General features: G+C 64.5%; 1 pseudogene. It reads right to left on the reverse strand.

Annotated elements, in window-relative coordinates:
- Positions 1–282 (reverse strand): annotated as a pseudogene (locus BK665_RS33420) (5'-nucleotidase); the annotation flags it as partial.

Below are 282 nucleotides of genomic sequence, written 5' to 3' on the forward strand. Positions count from 1 at the left end.
CAAAGGCTTCCAGAAACGCCGCTTTGGTCAGGCCACCAAGGCACAGCGATTCATCCAGGCGGATGTCCCACTCGCGCAGCGTGCGGATCACCCGTTCGTGGGCTGGCGCCGAGCGTGCGGTGACCAGCGCGGTGCGGATCGGGCAAGCGTCGTCGGGGAACTCGCGTTGCAATAAATTCAGCGCCGCGAGGAAGCCTTTGAACGGGCCTCCGCGCAACGGCTAGCCACCGGACTCACGCTCACTGGCCTGGAACGCTTTCAGCCCACAGGCCTGATAAACCC

This window comes from Pseudomonas frederiksbergensis, from assembly GCF_003732665.1.
Classification (GTDB): domain Bacteria; phylum Pseudomonadota; class Gammaproteobacteria; order Pseudomonadales; family Pseudomonadaceae; genus Aquipseudomonas; species Aquipseudomonas frederiksbergensis_G.